This is a genomic window from Candidatus Hakubella thermalkaliphila (assembly GCF_013281975.1).
In the GTDB taxonomy this organism is placed as follows: domain Bacteria; phylum Actinomycetota; class Humimicrobiia; order Hakubellales; family Hakubellaceae; genus Hakubella; species Hakubella thermalkaliphila.
Genome location: NZ_BLRZ01000034.1, coordinates 1 through 17,243 on the forward strand (window position 1 = coordinate 1; position 17,243 = coordinate 17,243).

Sequence of the window (17,243 nt, forward strand, 5' to 3'; positions counted from 1 at the left end):
ATGATAGAAAACCCCCTCTGAAGAGGTGTTTTTTAAAATAAGTGCGGAAGTCGGGATGTACTTCCTCTTCGGTAAACTCGTATTGAGTGGACTTGTAGACATTAATGACACCAATGGCCTTTCCTTTCACCATTAAAGGAACCGACAAAAGGGAGTGCAATCCCTCTCGACGAGCCAGGTCCAAATGCCGGTATCCTTTTTCTTTAAGGACGTCAAGAACCAGCAGGGGTTTTTTATCCTTAACCACCTGGCCCACCAAACTTTCGTCCACTTTAAGAGGAGGCTTCTGGACATAGTCCTCGCTTCCGCCATGTACAGCTTTAATGGTCAGCTCCGTTCCCTCATCATTGAGAAGCATGAGGGAGCATATCTTCGTGTTCATCAGACGGGAGGCCTCCTCCACTATCTGCCTGAGCACATCCTCTAGATTCAGAGTGCCAGTAATTATTTTGCTTATGTTGAACAGAGCAGATAACTCATCGGCCTTTCTCTTCAAGACATCAGTGATTTGTGAGTTTTCCACCTTCGACTCCAACGTTGTTTAGCTAGTCTAGAATCACGTCTCCCGCCAAGAGCTGGTACTGGTTCTGAAGAAGCTCTCTGTGTTTCAGTTCTTCCTGGGCCAACTGCTCAAACATAGCCCTCAGCTTTTCGTCTGTTGCCCCTTGGGCTCCTCTATGGTACAGCTCATAGGTAGCAATCTCTGTCTGGATAGCCACTCTCAAAAGGTCCAGTACATCCATTAGTCGTTCTCCGCTCCTCGGCTTTCATCAACCCTATTCCTATCAAGAGCTAAAACTTGTGCTCTCCCCCTCCCATGTCGGGCATATCAGCAGTCCAATATCTCATCTACCTCATCCTTATCCGCATCCATAATGTAGGCGATACCAGATATCTCCGCGGCCTCCCTGGTAAGAGCTGCAATATCACTTCGGTCGATAAACTCCAGAGCAAACTTCCGTGCGCCACCCATAAGTTGTCTCAAGCCTTGAGCCACCCTCTGCAAGTAGGTATAGAGACCTAGGGCTCCCGCCGGGATTCTCTTGTAATCGCGACCGTAGCGGGATTTAAGTTCGGCCGAAGCAATGAAAATTTCGTCCAGGCTTTCGCCATACTTCTGAACTGAGGAAGGAAGCCTGCCTTCCTGCATCTTTTGTCCTATAGTTTTCCCTACCATGGCCGCCACCAGTGGCCCTCGAGCCATGCCAATAGCCTTGACATAAGGAGCTCCCAGGGCCAGCCCTTTGAATATTTGATCCTCCAATACGAACCCTCCGGCCATCACCAGAGAAGGAACGTACTGTCCCTTCTGAGCCAGCCGATGAGCATACTGATAAGCCAGCGACTCCAGCTCTACCGGAGGCACACCCCACTCATTCATCATGCGCCAGGGACTCATCCCGGTTCCACCACCGGCTGCGTCTATGGTGAGAACATCTATTTTTGCCAGAGAAGAGAATTTAATAGCTCTGGCCAGATCAGCCGGACGATAGGCTCCGGTCTTGAGCAAGACATGTTTGGCCCCCATCTGGCGCAGCTCCTTGACCCGGGCCAGGAAACCCTCCAGATCTACCATCCCCACTCTGGAGTGGCGCTCAAACTCGTGAAAGACGCCATTTTGAAAAGCCTCTACCACTTCCGGGTTCTCTGGGTCGGGCAGGACAATGTAGCCCCGAGATTTGAGCAGTTGAGCCTTCTCCAGACTCTCTATCTTCACCTCTCCTCCAATATCCTTGGCCCCCTGACCCCACTTGAGCTCCACACTCTCAACTCCCAGCTTGCTCAGGGCATATTCCAGAACCCCCAGGCGAGTATCCTCCACGTTGGATTGAACTACGATACCCCCTCTTCCATCGTGCCAGTCAAGGTAGGTTTTCACTCTTTGGGCTAAACTGGGTGAATCTACCACCCTTCCATCTCTGATTACAGCTTCTTCATCCATACCGCAGACATTCTCTCCCACTGTCAGCAGTAGACCAGAGATAGCTGCGCCCACAGCCAACCCTTCCCAATTCCTTCGGGCCACCTCCGTGGACCCCAGGCCGGGTATAGTTATGGGAAGGCTGAGTTTAATCCCCCCATTCTGCCCCAGGCTGGTCTCCAGCCTGACATTGGGAAATATGGCCACATCACTGTCAGCTTCTACACCATAGGCTCCCCTGGCAGTACCCATGATATTGAAATGGGACAGATCCACCGGGTAATCCTTCTGGCTACTGGCAGTAATAGTTCCATAGGGCTGGGGATAGATCATCTCGGTGCCCCGATAGGCAGATTTCCCTACCTCACACAAACCCACACACCCCTCCTCGCAAGTGACACAGAGACCGCTGATAGGACAAATGTCATGGGCGGTGCGGTTCCTGGTAAGGGTGGCGGCACTGGCATTAATCTTGGAAAAACTCATGTATAAATGCTCCTTTCCTGTGTGACTTTTTATATCGTTTTATTCCAGGTCATCTTACAATGAAGCAAGGCCTTTCTTAAGTTCCAGGGGGGTTACCTGAGTGCGGTACTCCTCCCATTCCATTTCCTTGTTAATCAGAAATTTATTAAAGACGTGATCGCCCAGGGTCTGGCGGACTAGCTCGCTTTCTTGCATGAGTTTTCTGGCCTCATGGAGACTTACTGGTAGAGCTTCCAGGTTGCGCTCCGCTCTTTCTGTGGCCTGCATCTTATAAATATTAGGCTCCACCGGGGGTGGCAGCTCATACTGTTCCTCGATGCCCTTCAAGCCTGCGGCCAGAAGGACCGCAAAAGCCAGGTAGGGGTTACAGGCTGGATCCGGAGAACGTATTTCTATGCGGGTCGCCTTCTCGTTCCCTCTTCTATAGTCGGGCACCCGGATCAAAGCAGTACGATTTCGGCGAGCCCAGGAAATATAGACTGGCGCTTCATAGCCGGGGACCAGCCGCTTGTAGGAATTAACCCATTGATTGGTAACGGCACAAAATTCTCTGACATGTCTCAACTGACCGGCCATGAATTGTTGTGCCACCAAAGAGAGGTGGTGTTCGCTTTCCGGATCAAAAAAAGCGTTGTTGCCATTCTGGAAGAGGGACTGGTGGGTATGCATGCCGCTGCCGTTGACGTTGGGCAGAGGTTTAGGCATGAAAGTAGCGTGAACACCACTTTGGGAGGCAATCTCCTTAACCACCATGCGAGCCGTGACCACGCTATCAGCCATCACCAGAGCTTCTGCATATTGAAGGTCCAGTTCGTGCTGGCTGGGTGACACCTCATGATGGCTGGCCTCTACAGGTATCTCCATTGTCTCCAGGGCCTTCACCGCCTGATTGCGTAGAGTTTCAGCAAAATCGTTAGAAATTAGCTCAAAATACCCACCCTGGTCTATGACCTCCGGGACTTTCTCAGATCCAAAGTAAAAGTATTCCAATTCGGGGCCAACCAAATATGCAAAACCCTTCTTTCTTGCTCTCTCAGTCACTCTCCTCAAAATGGCGCGGGGATCAGCGGGATAGGGCTCACCGTCAGGCGTGAAAATATCGCAAAACATTCGGGCTACAATGTTCTCCCCCACCGTCCAGGGCAGAAGATAGAAGGTGCTGGGGTCAGGCCGGGCCAGAATGTCGCTTTCCTCCGCTTCCGCAAAGCCCGCAATGGAGGAACCGTCAAATCCCTTTCCGTATTCAAAAGCACTTTCCAGCTCTCGAGAAGTAATGGAGATGCATTTCAGAAAACCCAAAATATCCACAAACCAGAGTTGGATGGTCCTTATTTTCTCTTCTCTCACTCGACGCAAGACATCTTCTTTCTCGTAAGTCATGAATACCATCCTTCATAGAGACCAATCTTGGTTAAAAAACAATATAATTCTATGCTATGTGGAAAAAGTGTCAAGTTATAGTCCACATAGCCAGGAACCAAAAGAGTACTGGCCACAAGAAGAGGAGGGTCCGGCCGCTCCTTAATAAAACCGGCAGCATGGGAAAAATTCTCCCAAGTCTGGCGGTTGGAGACGCCTGTGAGAGCCCGGTGGAGAGTCTCATTCCAGGGCTTGAGGTCGAAGAGAAGTCGGGAAGTCTTTCCACAAAGAAGACAGGTCTTTGACTCGCTGGCACGAAATCTGATCCTGGTCTCCAAGTCATTCATCCATCCTATTAAAGACCAGTACCTCAGATCGGATAAAGCTCTTTGAAAGCAGTTTTAGCTGTTTTTCTCCTCCAAAGGGGCTCGCCCTGCATTATCGGATTTATTTCATCAAAGGTTGGCCGCTCATTTTTGTAGATAATGCCCAAAGGAATCCTCTCTCCCCATTCCAAAGCCTTCTCAAAGGCAGGAATTCTTTGGCCAGAATCATATCCCTCTCCCAATTGATAAACTCTATCTCGATACCACTTAAAAGTATTAACCTTATTCCAGATGACACAGGGCTGGAGAATGTCCACTAACGCAAACCCACGATGCCTTGCCGCCTCAACAATAAGATGGGAAAGGTGCTCCCTTTCCCCAGCAAATCCTCTGGCCACAAAACTGCAGTCCAGAGCTATGGCCAGAGCAAGGGGATTTAGCGGAGGAATCTCTACTCCTCTTACCTGAACTTTAGTCTTGAACCCCAGATCACTCGTGGGCGAGGCCTGACCTTTAGTAAGACCGTAGACCTGGTTGTTGTGCAGCAGGAGAGTAATGTCAACATTGCGGCGAATGTTGTGGATGAAATGATTAGTTCCCTCTCCATAGCAGTCTCCGTCCCCACCCACAGCAATAACCGTCAGTTCCTTATTGGCAATCTTTGCTCCTACTGCTGCAGGGATCATCCTGCCGTGCAGGCCGTTAAATGTATTACATTTCAGGTAGTGAGGGAGTTTCGAGGCTTGCCCAATGCCCGAGACAAGAAGAAGCTCATGTGGGGATTTCCCCAGTTCCACCAGAGCCCTTTTGACCGCTTCCAGAATGGCAAAGTCTCCACAACCGGGACACCAGGCAGGCTCTCCCCTTTAAAGTCTTCAAAAGTTAGCCCCATCTTTCCTCCTAAAGTCTCTCCAGGATGTATTCGGGAGTAAAAGGCCAACCATCATACTTTAGAATTTTTTGTTCGATAATTGTTCCTGTCTCCTGAGCCACGAGCCGACAAAGCTGACCTGTAGCGTTGTTCTCGATGGCCACTACTTTTTTAGCGGAGGCAAGCAGAGAATAGAGATTATTGGCCAAAGGCCACACCTGATTCGGATGAACAAGGCCTGCACGCTTATCTTGAGAGTTTAGGATATCAACTACCTCCTGAAGAACGCCCTGGGTAGACTCCCAACCAAGAAAAAGGAGGTCTGGATTTTCCTCCCCATAGATGATAAGTGGCTCCGCCTCTCTCTGTAGCCCTTCAAGTTTTTTAAGAAGAGAGTAACCAATAGTCTCTATCCCCTGACCTGCCTCACCACCAATAGTTATCTTAAGCTCCTGCTCCACGGGACTCTCCCTTTTGCTCGGTTATGCGCCCTCCCTGTTGGAATTCAAAGAAAGCACCGTTCTGCATTACCTAAACTTCTGCCAGAAAGCCCCGCATTTTAATGCTGGGGATGAATGGCCTCTTGCTTTCTTGTTCTTAATGTGCTATTATGCTTATGGCACTTTGGCAATGTATAAGGTTGTGGCCACAATCCTGCGCCATGTAAAACATTGTGGGTATATCTGGTGAACTTAAGGATTCTCCAGATTAAAAAGTATCAGGGAGCAATCCCTGTAGTCGCAGCTATGGCACCTGCCTCCGGGTTTCTTTTGAACCCCGGTGTTGCTCAAGATATCTTGAGAATCCCCGCACTTTAGTGCTGGGAAGTGTCAATTACAGGTACCTGCCAATAATTGACTAGTCACTTCAGCGACTCTTCGCCCTGGCACCCGGGCTACCACCGAATCCTATGAAGTGGGAGACATTTCCCCCCTTGAACCACTGGTAGCTGTGGCACCGTAATAGGAACCAGCTCTGGCTATTTCAGGAACGTTCGGGGGCACTCCTATTACAATTATACCATGATGAAAAAGGGGTATCATCATGGAAAGAAGAGTGGATTCTTTACCACTGTGAGCAGTGCTATTGGTACAAAATATCGATTCGCCAAGAATAAGGGATATCTTTGATTTATGGTTTATTGGTCAGAAGCTGGGGAGGTCCACACCAATGGAGTTTGGGTCCTGGGACCCAAAAGTGGTCAAACGAGAATTACATAAGTTCTTACCTGAGAAACACAAGAGGTTGTTAGAGTAATGGTTGCCAAAGCAATAAGCAGTATTGTGCTTTTACGGACACTAAGAGGCTTTAATAAGCCTTATTTTACCGTGGCTGATTTGGAAAAAATCTTAGGGATGGAGAGAAACAGCCTATACGTCACGCTCAATAGGCTGGTTGATAGTGGTGTGCTTATTAGGCTTAAAAGAGGGGTTTACCAGCCTGAATTTCAAAGCCTTGAGTTGGAAAAGGTAGCTAATGAACTTTACTATCCATCCTACCTCTCATTTGAGTCTGCTTTGTCAAGATACGGGATTTTGAGCCAAACTCCTTATACGTTAACATTTGCTACTACCAACCGCTCTAAAAAGCTTAAATTAGCAGGTAGAGAGGTGGAGTACAGGCAACTGAAAGATGAGTACTTCTTTGGTTATACACTAGAAATTGGCATCTATATTGCTGAACCTGAAAAGGCAGTGCTTGATCAGCTCTATATGCTGAGCAAAGGAAAAGTATCAAGCGATACAAGCGAGTGGTCATTAGTCGGTCTGAAAAAAAGTAAATTCTTACAATACAGTAAAAAATTTCCTGGGACAGTTCAGGAGAGCGCAAAGAAACTAGCTACAGGGTTTGGCAAGTACGTTACCACTATAGACGAAAGGGAATCGTTTTTATCAAGATATCAAAGCAAGCCAAATCTAAAGACATTAAAAAGCTAGGGCAGTTTGGGTGTAAATAATTCCCCTTTATATGACAAGTTTTATAAGAAGTTAGTGTTTACTCGGCTCCCAATCTTTGACCAGGTCCCTGGTATCGTAGCTGTATCGTTCCTCAATCTCTTTTTGACTTCTTTGTATGGCTGACCATATTCTTCAGCACTGAACGCTCTAACTTTCTTGAGCTGGTGCTTGCTGAAACCTTGATCCTTGATCTCTACCGGTTGGAAATTCAAGGGGCCACAGGGTAGTTCTTATCTTATCCCCGATTGCGGTAATACCAGATAGAGAGGGAGCTTTGAAATGAGTTGGGCTGGGGATGCTAATAGGTGACATGTCTCTTCGCCGTCACTGGAACCCACTCCCATCCATTCTCCTCCACAGTTAGGATTATTGGACCCCTTATCTCATTGACGTCGAACTTGTAGTCATAGACCTTCCCCGCCTCTAACGGTGTTAATTGTCTTATCCCATAGATCTCATATTGAGGGTGTGACAATTTGCGACAGCATCAAAGCTGCCTCGGTTCGAGCTTCCTTTCCGCTATTTTTGCGGCAATCCAAACTCAAGAGAAGACGTTCTCGGCCTCTGAGGCTTACCTCGCTTGTGGCAAGCTGGGGTACTCCTCGTGGAGAGGATAGTATTTCCGGATAAAATCTCCAGGGGTCAGGATGATGAGGGGAAGGTTGGCTGCTTTAAGAGCTGAGGTCATAAAATGCCTTCGATCCAGGGTGAGAAGAAAGTGGCTCCCGCCAGCGATCGCTGCCCCCAGCACGTGCGCATCCTCTTCATTGATGAGTTGGTAGTAGCTGCGAATCCGCTGGGATGAAGGGAGAGGAACGAGTACCCAGGGGACTTCAATAACAAGAGTATGAAAGCGTTCAAGGACTTCTTGGGGAAAATCCTCAAGGAGATTTCGTTCTGTTTCCAAAAGGACAGCCTGGCTGACAAGGGCAGTAAACCCACCCACTCTGCAAGCTTCCAGTACCAGGGCCGAGCCGCCTGAGGAAGAGATAGCCCCAGCCACCAGGACCGAGGCATCGAAGAATAACCTGGTTTCCCGGTTGATCCGCTTCACTCTTTTCTACCAAGAGCCGTGATGAGTTTCTCGGCCTTAGCCCTGGTCTCCTGGTCAAGCTCATCCTCCCGCAAGAACTCCTGGACCTGCTCGCGGCCATAGCGTCGCAGCCTGAGCCCCTGGGGCATAGCCGTGACCATCAAAAGGAGCTCGACGCTCTCCTTGGGCACCCGGTACTGCCTCCCAATCTTGGAGGCAAAGAGCTTCCCCTCCCGAATATAGCGATAGACTGTAGACGAGTTAAGCTGAAGATAGTCTGCTACCTGCTCCGGAGTCATGATTTCTTTGGTTGGCATAGGGACCACCTCGCTCTTTTCTTTAGAGTATTTTAATGCATTTAAATGTATTTTGTCAAATTTAAGTCAACTTCAGATGATGCCAGGCTACCCAATTTAATGAATCAGAAATAATCAGAAAAAGAATCTACCTCTCCTGTGATGCTACGCAACAAGGCAAATTTCATGGGCAAAATATGGGCAAAATATGGGCAAAAGGAAGAGCCTGAAAAATCGATTTGGGGAAACTCTCCATAAAAGGCAAAAAATAGCCCATTTTTTGGGAAATCACCCTTAAAATGGGCCTTTTTTGGAAATTTGTGGTAGCGGGGGCTGGATTTGAACCAGCGACCTTCGGGTTATGAGCCCGCTGGGGTTGTTTTATGGTGTTACATGATATTGCAGAATATTGCCTCTGATTAGGGAAAATCATGTAACACATTTGATGGTGTTGCACGGTGTTTTATAGTGTTTTGGCTAGTTTTGGTAGCAAAATGGTAGCAGCTCCTAAACGTATTAATCTTGTAGAACACTTGAAGGAAATAAAGAGGACAGCTCTATTTCCCGTCCCTCCGCATCAGTCCTTGTAATGAACACCGGCACGTGGTAATAATGAAATTGCTGCGGACAAGATAGGAGGTAAATATGTTGTTACAATACACTCAGAAAGCTTTGGAAAAGGCGGAATACAAAAAACTCGATGACGGAACCTGGTTTGCTGAAATTCCCGGTTTTGAGGGAGTCTGGGCTAATGGGAATACAGTAGAGGAATGTAGGACAGAGCTTTTGGAGGTCTTGGAGGAGCAAGAGCGATGAAGCAATTGCAGAAGAGCACTTTGGTGAATTGGACGCAAAAATAGGCAAACTCTTCGGGAACAGACTTCATCTTTTTACCACCAACATGGATGATCTCAACGCATTAAAGAGGTCAAACAAGGTAATTTTCCACTCACTAAAATCTGCACATTTGATCTATGGCAAGGAGTTGGAAGAACTAATAAGACAGAATGCCGAAGATACCGAGAACCACCAGGACAAGTTTAGGTTCAGAAAAGCTCTACATGCAGAAAGCCCAAAACCAGGGAAGCGGTTGGGTACAGGAGGTACGAGGCATCCAGCATCGTCTACCCCTGGTGAGTGTCAGACATTCAGCTATCCTCAGTAAAAAGAGTTCCTAACCTTCATTTCCTGGAGGTCCGTACCCTCTCAAGAAGCGGTGGGCGACTTTGGACTTTGGAGACCTTCTCGTGATACACCAAGAACCAAGGCACAAAATAGGCTACCGCTTGCCATCTGGGATCGCGGAGCATGTAACCCCCACCGAATGGTCTGCCACTAGCGTGACAACGTGCAGTAAAAACACTTTTATGTAAAAATATATGTATTAAAATACATATAAATTTCATGGAAACCAACGTCATCCATTGTGCCCATAGCACGAACATGTCCATGGTTGATGATGGGTCCGTGACCGTCATCGTTACCTCGCCTCCCTACAATGTGGGCAAGAACTACGGTTGTCATAACGATCTTGTGAATCTCAACAGCTATTTGAAGTTTCTAGGAAAAGTCTGGACGGAGTGTAAGAGAGTCCTGAGGCCCGGGGGACGGATCTGTATTAACATAGCCGGAGTGAACAGGAAGCCCTACCTCCCCCTCCACTCCCATATTGCCCTACAGCTGGTGGACTTGGGCTTCCTCAGGCGTGGGGAGATCATCTGGGATAAAGGAGCGAGTGTGGGTACTTCCACAGCCTGGGGAAGCTGGAGAAGTCCAGCAAACCCCACTTTGCACGACGTCCATGAGTATATCTTAGTCTTCAGCAAGGACGCTCTGGGTTTGAAGGGAAATGGGCGCCCTTCAGATATCACCACTGGGGAATTCACTGAATTCACCAGAAGCATCTGGCGATTTCGCACCGTTTCGGGAAAAAACGTGGGTCACCCGGCTCCTTTTCCGGAAGAGCTGCCCTACAGGCTTATCAGGCTCTACTCTTTTGCGGGAGACGTCGTCTTAGACCCCTTTGTCGGCTCTGGCACTACCTGTGTGGTAGTAGATAGACTGAACCGGCGCTGGATCGGCATAGATATCGACCCTCAGTACGTCAAGTTGGCCAAGGAGCGGATAAGGCAGAGCCGAAAAGTCTCTCCATTTGTATCTTCAAAGAAACCGAAAACAGGACGGCCACCCAGCGCAAGAAGGTCCCTCTTGCCCGTTGCGGGATATTGAGTCTTTGCAGTGTAAACGATAGAGATCTAGTTAAGGACTTCCTTAAGAGTAGTGGTGGTGTTTCAATCGCCATAATTTGCCCTCAGTCATTACGGTTCTACCCGCTCGATCTCTGGTACACGGTCGAATCCTTTGTCGAAGGTGACAATCTGGTTAAGCTTGTTCTGTTGCATCAGGACGGCGTGGTAGGCATCGGCAAAGGAGAGGTTGAGGTCCACGTACAGATCGAACACTTTACGGAAACGGCGTTTACCTGGGAGGATAATCCCCGGCAATTCGATCAAGGGAAGGATGGCTTCTCGAATCTTCGCCTTGGGTTGGTGGTACTGCCGCTGGAGGGTAAAGACCACCTCAAAGATCACCGTGTCAGCGGTGCGTACCTGAATCTCGCCCTGCTCAACCCGCTCAAGATAAGCGGTGGCCCGTGGCGAGTGCTCCGGGTGATCCCCGAGGAGATGACGCAGGATAATGTTAGCATCCAGAAACGGTGGTGCCATCTACCCTCCCATCCGTTCGACGACATCTTCGGCGATGGCACGCTCTGCTGCTTCCCGCAGCTCCTCAGCCGTAAGAGGCGGTTGGGTGGTCTTAAGCATACCAGCGGTGTGGGCAACGACGCTTCCCTTTCGCGCCAGCCGAACCTGGTCGCCCTCCAGAATAAAGGCGACCTTCTCATGCGCCACCACCCCTAAGAGTCGGCGAATCTCTACGGGAATGGTAACCTGACCTTTAGTGGTTACAGTCGAGAGTAATTCTTTCATATTTGCTCCTTCTCTAATTTGTATAGGTAATATCTATGTATTACATTCCTTACTTATTGTCAAGAAGCAAAACTGCTTGAGGTCACCGTTCGCCAGACCAGACCCCAGGAGCACAACTGGGCTATGCACCAGTAACAACCAATATCTCTTTTTGACTTCTTTGTATGGCTGACCATATTCTTCAGCACTGAACGCTTTAACCTTCTTGAGCTGGTGCTTGCTGAAACCTTGATCCTTGATCTCTACCGGTCGGAAATTCAAGGGGCCACAGGGTAGTTTTTATCTTATCCCCGATTGCGGTAATACCAGATAGAGAGGGAGCTTTGAAATGAGTTGGGCTGGGGATGCTAATAGGTGGCATGTCTCTTCGCCGAAACTGGAACCCACTCCCATCCATTCTCCTCCACAGTTAGGATTATTGGACCCCTTATCTCATTGACGTCGAACTTGTAGTCATAGACCTTCCCCGCCTCTAACGGTGTTAATTGTCTTATCCCGTAGCCTTTGAGTGAATTTTGCTTTAGCCAATCCTTAGCCAGCATAGTCGCTCTGCAGTCATCCTCATTATAGTCTATCACTTTCTGCATTTTATCTTTGTTTTTGTGCGGGTCCGTGACATATTGGAAATATAGTGCGATCGACTCCAAGGCGTTGACATCTGGGTGTTTCCATTTATATCCCATGTAATTTGCGACCTCCTTTAGCCCGTTGCCATAGGTCGGAAAGACGAAACAAGCAATAGCATCCCTATAGAGATCCCTCATATTCTCCAATATTACCCTCCGTATCTCATCAGCCAGTGCGTATCGCTCAGCCAGCCTTTCAAGGTGAACCCTCTCATAATGATGCCAGTGATATATGATGAAATCATTTTGTTTCAGAAGCCATTTTACGAACTGGCCAAACATCTCCCCCTCCCTGTCCAGGCCATGGGCAATGAAGGGCGCGTACTCCTCCTTTCCATCCTTCCTGGTTAGCACACCTATGAGATAATCCATTGCTACTAACTCCTCGTCTGCAACTTGTTCTCCAGTCCCTTCCAAATCCAAAAATATCTCTGTGCGCTTTTCTGGAAACTGACACAGGCCCAGGCAAATGTAATTCTCCGAAATCAACGCCTTTGAATTGAGTGAAAATTTTCTTGCCCTTTTCCCTCCAATCCCTTTGATCTTGACCAGGTCCTCTAGCGGGGTTTTCGCAAGGTCATCGACAGTACCTATCCTCATCTCCGTCAGCTTCTGTTTGAAGGACGGCCCCACACCGCTAACCAGAGATATGTCCCTTCTCCTTATGGCTTCCTCGTTGTTATAAGTCTCCCAGGGCCACTGGCAGGCCCCATAGGTTGGAGTCACTTCCTTCCCCCTCAATATCTCCCGAATATCCTCTAATATTGCCAATAGCTCAACTTCATCATAACCTACCTCAGATTCCTCGTAGTCCCTGTTGATTAGATAGAACACAGGGGACGTGTACCCCTGAATTTTCCCGAGTATATAGTTGTAAAAGGCCACCTGATAGATGTGGTGTTTTTGAATATTCTTGGCAAGTTTTATTTCCTTGACAACATAATGGTAGGGTCCGAATATTGACGGCTCCGTATCTCGTCTCCACCACATCAAATATTCCCATAAGCCCCTCAGACAAATAAAATGCTGGTAAACCACAAAGCACTCTCACCCCTTTGTTCATTTCTTCCAAAAGGACTCTGAAGCCTTCTTTCAGGGTTTTGTATTCCAGTTTCTCGGCTTCGGAGTACGCCGTTTCTATTACTTGCCTCTCATGCGTCCTTCCCTGCTCGAGTAGTAGTTTTTGATACTCCGTCACAGAGTCTTTCTTGTGCTCAGGTGCGAACCTGTCACAATGAACCATAAAAGGTGAGACAATATAGTTATAAATGGTTCTGGCCATGATCCTATCTCGTGTCGCAAGGGATAGGCAACTTTCATACATTCTATTAATATTAATATCTAGAGGGGTCAAAGCCATTGCTCGACGCCGCCTTTATGACTCTCTTTCATTCTCATACTACCAAATTCTCTGTAAAATCCATCAAGTTTCTGCGAAAAATACTTTCTATGCAAAAACCCTGTACAGGTTAAAGAATATATGTACCATCCGTCCAAAGCAACATCACGATAGCTCTATTCTCGTCCCTCCGCCATCAGTCCTTGTAATGAGCACAAGCATGTGGTAATAATGAAAGTAACAAGGGGATAACACATGGAGAGATTAGACCGCATTACGATTAACCCGAACATCTGTCTGGGTCAACCGACGATTCGAGGCATGCGCATCACGGTCAGCGTCGTCCTTAAGATGCTGGCGGGCGGCAAATCCATCCAGGACGTGCTCGATGCTTATCCAGAGCTGGAAGTTGAGGATGTACTCGAAAAATCTTCATCTGAATCAACGATTTTATTATCAAGGATAGCTACGTATTTATTATCATAATCTGCTACTATTTCTTCCTTATTCTGCGCAAAATACTCTTGTGCTTGCCTAAAATCAGCCAAGTCATCTGCTTTGGTTTGTGACGGAGGAATAGCAGAAAGATAGGTGTTAAGGGGAAGGAGCTCCTGTCTTGTGGCCGTTTTGATAGCGGTAATCATTTGCCTGATAATGCAGAATTCAGCAAAGACTCTAAAAGAGGCCTCTTTGTTCTCCCGGAAATCCAAAATGGCTTTGTAAAGACCTATCATTCCCTCCTGGATCAGGTCTTCCTTATCCGCCCCCACCAGAAAGTAGGAAGTGGCCTTCATCTTAACCAAAGACTTGTATTTATTGAGGAGGAAAGAGACAGCTTCCTGGTTTCCCTTTTGAGCCAGCCTTATTAAATCATTATCCCCCAGTGTCCTGAACTGTTCAAAAAGTGCTAAAGTGCTCTCCGAGCTCCCGCTCAAGATTATCGCCTCCAGCCTCTTAAACTCCTTTCTTCTATCTTATCGGACTATTCCTCCCCACAGTTAAACTTTTTAGCCCTTCGCATGTCTTCTAATCTGGCTCTCACTCCATTATTCACTCGACCCGAGAGAGGAAAGGGACCAGGCTGGTAATGATCGATCTTCTCTCTCATCTCCTTTTCAGTAGTTCTCATCTCCTGGATCATCTCCTGCGGAGGCTTCCGGTACACTCCCTTTCCAAAGATCATCTTCTGTTGGGCATAGTCAGAAGTAACTACGAAGATCCGACGCTCCCCCTTGTAATCATAGATATATCTTTCAATGAATTGGTCGGCGCTCTGCCCACTCCGGGTAAAAACAATCTTCACCCTGCCCACCGAGCTCTCGGCAATTTCTCGGCTATTAGATCTATGAGCATCAAAGACAATCATAGCTTCCGTATCTTTTAAGGAGGCATGGCCGAGGAAAAGATCTATCACCTTCTGCCGCTCTTCTTCCAGGCTACCCGGCTTTCCTCCATCTATTTAGTCCCCCATCTCCATATTTGTGCAAGTCGGCCCGCAGCTCAAGTATATCAAAAAATCCTTTAATCTCCTATCCTGTCTGACATGTTTTTGGACAAATCGGGCTTGGTGCGGCGACACAAAGTGAAGGGTTTGCAGGTTTTGCACAGCCTGAGTGACAGGATCTGACAGGCTAGAGAGTTAATATATGTAGCAGAGTAACAATGGGAGTACCTATGAGTTCTGGATAGTTGCTCGCCGAAGATCAAGAGGAAGTAAGTGGTTTTGGAGCAGCAGCAGGAGAGAATAGTTTGATAGGGGAAGAGGGTTTTGCTCATGCTAACTATGAACAGAACTAAAAAAATCCTCATTGGGGTCGCAGTAGCTCTCCTAGCCAGTCTTCTCTTGGCTCTCTTTGCTCTTTATCAATTTTCGGCTCCCCAAAGTAAGGCTCCTGAAGAGAGAATAATTATTAATTTAGGGACCTCAGAGAAAGAGCTGATTAATCAGCTCCATGCTCAAGGCTATATAAGAAGCCCTCTCGCTTTTAGTATGGTTCTTACCATCAAGGGCGGGCATGGAAAAATTGAGCCAGGGGGCTATCTGATCTCCAAAGCTATGTCCGCCTGGCAATTAGCGGACAGCCTGGTTAACCACCCCTACCAGAGGTGGGTACTCTTGCCCAAAGAAACCGAGTATCTTTATTTCCTGCACGACCAAGAAGGAAAAATTCATCCTGCCCGCACTTATGAAGAACATTTAGAGAATATTGAGAAATACCTAAGATAGCAGCGTTATAGGAATTTCCATAGGAAAGGATGGTTGGTTATCGGGCAGGAGTAAAGAGTAGGGTGGCGGAGAAGCCAATAAAGAAGCTGAATATTTTAGGGAGGCTTATATGGTGACCAAAGAGGTGATTCACTTCACCCACGGCGAGCGCTCTCAGGCCGGAGAGCGCCTGGATCAAACCCTGCTGGGAAAAAATGGTAGCAAAAACCCCCAAAAACAAGGAAGAGATACTATCCTTTTCGGATAATATCCCTTCTGACCAGGTGTTTTGTTGGTAGCGGGGGCTGGATTTGAACCAGCGACCTTCGGGTTATGAGCCCGCTGGGGTCGTTTTATGGTGTTACATGATATTGCAGAATATTGCCTTTGATTAGGGAAAATCATGTAACACATTTGATGGTGTTGCACGGTGTTTTATAGTGTTTTGGCTAGTTTTGGTAGCAAAATGGTAGCAGCTCCTGAACGTATTAATCTTGTAGGAGAAGGTTCTTATTTTTAGCTCACACTTGACATGATTGTTAAAAAGTGTATACTTCAGAGTGCTAACTTTAAAGGATGAAGGAGATAGAATGGAAAGGAAAGTTACTGCTAAGGAACTACGCAACAAGGTTTCATCTGTCCTTAGAGAGGTAAGGCGCGGCAAAGAAGTGTTTATATCCTATAGAGGTAAGGAAATTGCCGTCTTGAAGCCCGTAGAAGAAAAAGTGAGTAAAGACTTTAATGCAGTTGGATTTGGCATGTGGAAAGAAAGGCAAGATCTTAAGGACGTTGAAGAATGGTTAGCGGAAAAAAGGAAACCAAGATACAGCGGGTGATCTTTGATACAGATGTGCTGATTTGGTACTTTCGAGGCAACGCCAAGGCCAAAGAATTTATAGAGTCGATACCTTATGAAGAAAGGTGTATATCTTCCTTAATATATATGGAGCTTCTACAAGGATGCCTGAACAAGAAAGAGTTAAAGGATGTAAAAGCATTTGTGGATGAAAATTTTGCTAATATCATCCATCCGAATGAGGTAGCCTCAGAAAAGGCAATTGCTCTTATGGAGCGTTTTACTCTTTCACACGGTCTTAGAGTGGTAGATGCCCTTGTAGCCGCAATAACGATAGAACAAGGGTTACAGCTTGCCTCTGCCAATACCGGACATTACCGATTTATTAAGGATATCCAACTCCTTCCCTTTGAACCTTAGCTACATTATTTGACATAGGCAATCCAGAAGACGGAGTTGCCTCCCTACCTTAAGAACTTTTGAGATTATCTCTTGCCACTAGATATAATAACATCAACACTACCCCAGCAGTGTTGGCAAACAAGTCCTCTAAGGAAAATTCCCTGTAAGGTAGTATCCCCTGAACTAGCTCCATCAACAAACCGTAAGCAAAAGAGAAAACTCCTGCCCATAAGATTATCTTCTTAATTCTTAGTCTGAAGGTAAAATAAAATACCCCACATGTTATTAGATACATAATGAAGTGGGCTATTTTATCAGATTTCTCCGGTGCTCCAACTTCTGGCACTGGCAGCAGAGATAAAGCAGTGATAAGCCCAATCCAGAGGATAAATACTAGTTCAAAAGAAAATGGGATTGCTTTATTGCTCATTTGGAATATGTCCTTTTGTCTTGGCCATTCTGAGCGTTAGTTCTATCATTCTCAGATGGTAAACCATCTACCCTTCAGGGAGTCTACCTTTGAGTCTTGAGATTCTTCGGTAGCAGGCCGCGTCACAAGCTGCGTCACAATGATATTAGCCCAAGTTCCGCAGAACCCCGCTTTTTGGGGTATTTTTTGGGGCCGCAAGGGGCC

24 protein-coding genes are annotated in these 17,243 nt (G+C 47.2%); 9 read left to right on the plus strand and 15 right to left on the minus strand.

The genetic code is table 11. The features are described from left to right. The 7 genes from HW443_RS04665 to HW443_RS04695 form a co-directional block, all read right to left on the minus strand. A partial coding sequence (locus HW443_RS04665; RefSeq protein ID WP_176235995.1) for a GAF domain-containing protein occupies positions 1-523 on the minus strand: 523 nt, incomplete at its 3' end. 22 nt (positions 524-545) lie between these two features. Beyond that, positions 546-743, minus strand: coding sequence for a ferritin family protein (locus HW443_RS04670; protein WP_176231669.1), 198 nt, complete (start codon positions 741-743; stop codon positions 546-548). An 86-nt stretch (positions 744-829) separates the two neighbouring features. Further along, a complete protein-coding gene (locus HW443_RS04675) occupies positions 830-2,407 on the minus strand; it encodes an FMN-binding glutamate synthase family protein (protein ID WP_176231668.1) in 1,578 nt (525 codons plus the stop codon). A 54-nt stretch (positions 2,408-2,461) separates the two neighbouring features. Continuing rightward, the gene (locus tag HW443_RS04680; protein WP_176231667.1) at positions 2,462-3,787 is read right to left on the minus strand and encodes a glutamine synthetase family protein; all 1,326 of its coding nucleotides are present in this window, start codon (positions 3,785-3,787) and stop codon (positions 2,462-2,464) included. Beyond that, positions 3,784-4,113, minus strand: coding sequence for a hypothetical protein (locus HW443_RS04685; RefSeq protein ID WP_176231666.1), 330 nt, complete (start codon positions 4,111-4,113; stop codon positions 3,784-3,786). The genes HW443_RS04680 and HW443_RS04685 overlap by 4 nt, the downstream gene beginning before the upstream one ends. Before the next feature lie 23 nt (positions 4,114-4,136). Then, entirely contained in the window at positions 4,137-4,892 is a 756-nt protein-coding gene (locus HW443_RS04690) for a thiamine pyrophosphate-dependent enzyme (protein WP_246273319.1), read from the minus strand. A 100-nt stretch (positions 4,893-4,992) separates the two neighbouring features. After that, positions 4,993-5,424, minus strand: coding sequence for a hypothetical protein (locus HW443_RS04695; protein WP_176231665.1), 432 nt, complete (start codon positions 5,422-5,424; stop codon positions 4,993-4,995). A gap of 795 nt (positions 5,425-6,219) precedes the next feature. On the opposite strand from HW443_RS04695, the gene HW443_RS04700 reads away from it, so the two are divergent. Next, positions 6,220-6,900, plus strand: coding sequence for a type IV toxin-antitoxin system AbiEi family antitoxin domain-containing protein (locus HW443_RS04700; RefSeq protein ID WP_176236325.1), 681 nt, complete (start codon positions 6,220-6,222; stop codon positions 6,898-6,900). Positions 6,901-7,492: 592 nt separating this feature from the next. Here the strand turns inward: HW443_RS04700 and HW443_RS04705 are convergent. Continuing rightward, positions 7,493-7,975 (minus strand): PIN domain-containing protein, encoded by a 483-nt coding sequence (locus HW443_RS04705; protein ID WP_176237199.1) that lies wholly within the window; start codon positions 7,973-7,975, stop codon positions 7,493-7,495. Further along, complete coding sequence (locus HW443_RS04710; RefSeq protein WP_176232118.1) at positions 7,972-8,271, minus strand: helix-turn-helix domain-containing protein; 300 nt, start codon at positions 8,269-8,271, stop codon at positions 7,972-7,974. The genes HW443_RS04705 and HW443_RS04710 overlap by 4 nt, the downstream gene beginning before the upstream one ends. 624 nt (positions 8,272-8,895) lie before the next feature. On the opposite strand from HW443_RS04710, the gene HW443_RS04715 reads away from it, so the two are divergent. The 3 genes from HW443_RS04715 (at position 8,896) to HW443_RS04725 (ending at position 10,479) form a co-directional block, all read left to right on the plus strand. Continuing rightward, positions 8,896-9,066: a type II toxin-antitoxin system HicB family antitoxin gene (locus tag HW443_RS04715; RefSeq protein ID WP_176231963.1), complete on the plus strand. Its 171-nt coding sequence runs from the start codon at positions 8,896-8,898 to the stop codon at positions 9,064-9,066. Positions 9,067-9,094: 28 nt separating this feature from the next. Next, entirely contained in the window at positions 9,095-9,415 is a 321-nt protein-coding gene (locus HW443_RS04720) for a hypothetical protein (protein ID WP_176231964.1), read from the plus strand. Between the two features lie 278 nt (positions 9,416-9,693). Then, positions 9,694-10,479, plus strand: coding sequence for a DNA-methyltransferase (locus HW443_RS04725; RefSeq protein WP_258189978.1), 786 nt, complete (start codon positions 9,694-9,696; stop codon positions 10,477-10,479). Between the two features lie 89 nt (positions 10,480-10,568). On the opposite strand, the gene HW443_RS04730 is transcribed toward HW443_RS04725, so the two are convergent. The 3 genes from HW443_RS04730 to HW443_RS04740 form a co-directional block, all read right to left on the minus strand. Further along, the gene (locus HW443_RS04730) at positions 10,569-10,976 is read right to left on the minus strand and encodes a PIN domain-containing protein (RefSeq protein WP_176236112.1); all 408 of its coding nucleotides are present in this window, start codon (positions 10,974-10,976) and stop codon (positions 10,569-10,571) included. Then, the gene (locus tag HW443_RS04735) at positions 10,977-11,240 is read right to left on the minus strand and encodes an AbrB/MazE/SpoVT family DNA-binding domain-containing protein (protein WP_176232252.1); all 264 of its coding nucleotides are present in this window, start codon (positions 11,238-11,240) and stop codon (positions 10,977-10,979) included. It lies immediately after the preceding gene. Between the two features lie 347 nt (positions 11,241-11,587). Next, positions 11,588-12,856: a TM0106 family RecB-like putative nuclease gene (locus HW443_RS04740; RefSeq protein ID WP_176237948.1), complete on the minus strand. Its 1,269-nt coding sequence runs from the start codon at positions 12,854-12,856 to the stop codon at positions 11,588-11,590. 604 nt (positions 12,857-13,460) lie between these two features. Between HW443_RS04740 and HW443_RS13870 the strand changes: the two genes are divergently transcribed. Further along, entirely contained in the window at positions 13,461-13,691 is a 231-nt protein-coding gene (locus tag HW443_RS13870; protein ID WP_176237949.1) for a DUF433 domain-containing protein, read from the plus strand. Here the strand turns inward: HW443_RS13870 and HW443_RS04750 are convergent. Both HW443_RS04750 and HW443_RS04755 read right to left on the minus strand, forming a co-directional pair. Then, on the minus strand, positions 13,598-14,140 hold the full coding sequence (locus HW443_RS04750) for a sigma factor (protein WP_176237950.1): 543 nt from the start codon (positions 14,138-14,140) through the stop codon (positions 13,598-13,600). The two genes, HW443_RS13870 and HW443_RS04750, sit on opposite strands and share 94 nt — an antisense overlap. 47 nt (positions 14,141-14,187) lie before the next feature. Next, entirely contained in the window at positions 14,188-14,664 is a 477-nt protein-coding gene (locus tag HW443_RS04755) for an NYN domain-containing protein (protein WP_308751060.1), read from the minus strand. A 315-nt stretch (positions 14,665-14,979) separates the two neighbouring features. On the opposite strand from HW443_RS04755, the gene HW443_RS04760 reads away from it, so the two are divergent. From HW443_RS04760 to HW443_RS04775, 4 genes are all read left to right on the plus strand, one after another. Then, entirely contained in the window at positions 14,980-15,432 is a 453-nt protein-coding gene (locus HW443_RS04760) for an endolytic transglycosylase MltG (protein ID WP_176237951.1), read from the plus strand. A gap of 109 nt (positions 15,433-15,541) precedes the next feature. Continuing rightward, positions 15,542-15,679, plus strand: a complete 138-nt coding sequence (locus HW443_RS04765; RefSeq protein ID WP_176231543.1) for a hypothetical protein — start codon at positions 15,542-15,544, stop codon at positions 15,677-15,679. A 322-nt stretch (positions 15,680-16,001) separates the two neighbouring features. Further along, on the plus strand, positions 16,002-16,247 hold the full coding sequence (locus tag HW443_RS04770) for a type II toxin-antitoxin system Phd/YefM family antitoxin (protein WP_176237952.1): 246 nt from the start codon (positions 16,002-16,004) through the stop codon (positions 16,245-16,247). Then, positions 16,244-16,627 carry a type II toxin-antitoxin system VapC family toxin gene (locus tag HW443_RS04775; RefSeq protein WP_176229954.1) on the plus strand — a complete coding sequence of 128 codons (384 nt, stop codon included), beginning with the start codon at positions 16,244-16,246 and terminating at the stop codon, positions 16,625-16,627. The genes HW443_RS04770 and HW443_RS04775 overlap by 4 nt, the downstream gene beginning before the upstream one ends. A gap of 49 nt (positions 16,628-16,676) precedes the next feature. Here HW443_RS04775 and HW443_RS04780 read toward each other — a convergent pair whose 3' ends face one another. Further along, a complete protein-coding gene (locus HW443_RS04780; RefSeq protein ID WP_176232236.1) occupies positions 16,677-17,039 on the minus strand; it encodes a VanZ family protein in 363 nt (120 codons plus the stop codon). Between the last annotated feature and the right edge of the window lie 204 nt (positions 17,040-17,243).